At 55.5% G+C, this 389-nt stretch carries 1 protein-coding gene; it reads right to left on the bottom strand.

Translation table 11 applies throughout. The features are described from left to right. Positions 1–232, bottom strand: a 232-nt coding sequence (locus tag AB1462_RS32405) for a motility-associated protein (protein WP_367249219.1), incomplete at its 3' end; no start/stop codon positions are given. Between the last annotated feature and the right edge of the window lie 157 nt (positions 233–389).

The following is a 389-nucleotide window of genomic DNA, read 5'->3' as shown; positions in this document are numbered from 1 at the left end:
TTTCGAGATATTCACGCTCTTTCGGAACCTTCTGCTGCACCGCCTCGACAAAGGCCTTGGCGGTGTCCTTCACCACCTTCATCGGGTTTGCGACAAGGAAGGAACCCAAGGCAGCACCGCAGATGATGACGACTTCCCAAGGCTGCCACAGGACGCCGATGTGACCGCCCATAGCCATTAAGCCGCCCAAAACGCAGCCCATCGTCAACACCAGTCCAATTAAAATTCCCACGACAAACCCTTCTTGAACGGTCTTGCCGCAAGCTTTAACGGGCGTGCCTTGTGTGAGGCTTGAATCGCGGCTGAAAGAAACGAACAGCCTCGCGCAAGTAAGCCGCACTAGCTTCCCGTCGATAACGTGGGTCGGGGGGCTTATCCGTGATCAATAC

Source organism: Pseudomonas sp. SB113 (assembly GCF_040754745.1).
In the GTDB taxonomy this organism is placed as follows: domain Bacteria; phylum Pseudomonadota; class Gammaproteobacteria; order Pseudomonadales; family Pseudomonadaceae; genus Aquipseudomonas; species Aquipseudomonas grimontii.
Note: the sequence above shows the minus strand (reverse complement) of the source record. Positions and strands in the feature narration are given on the sequence as shown.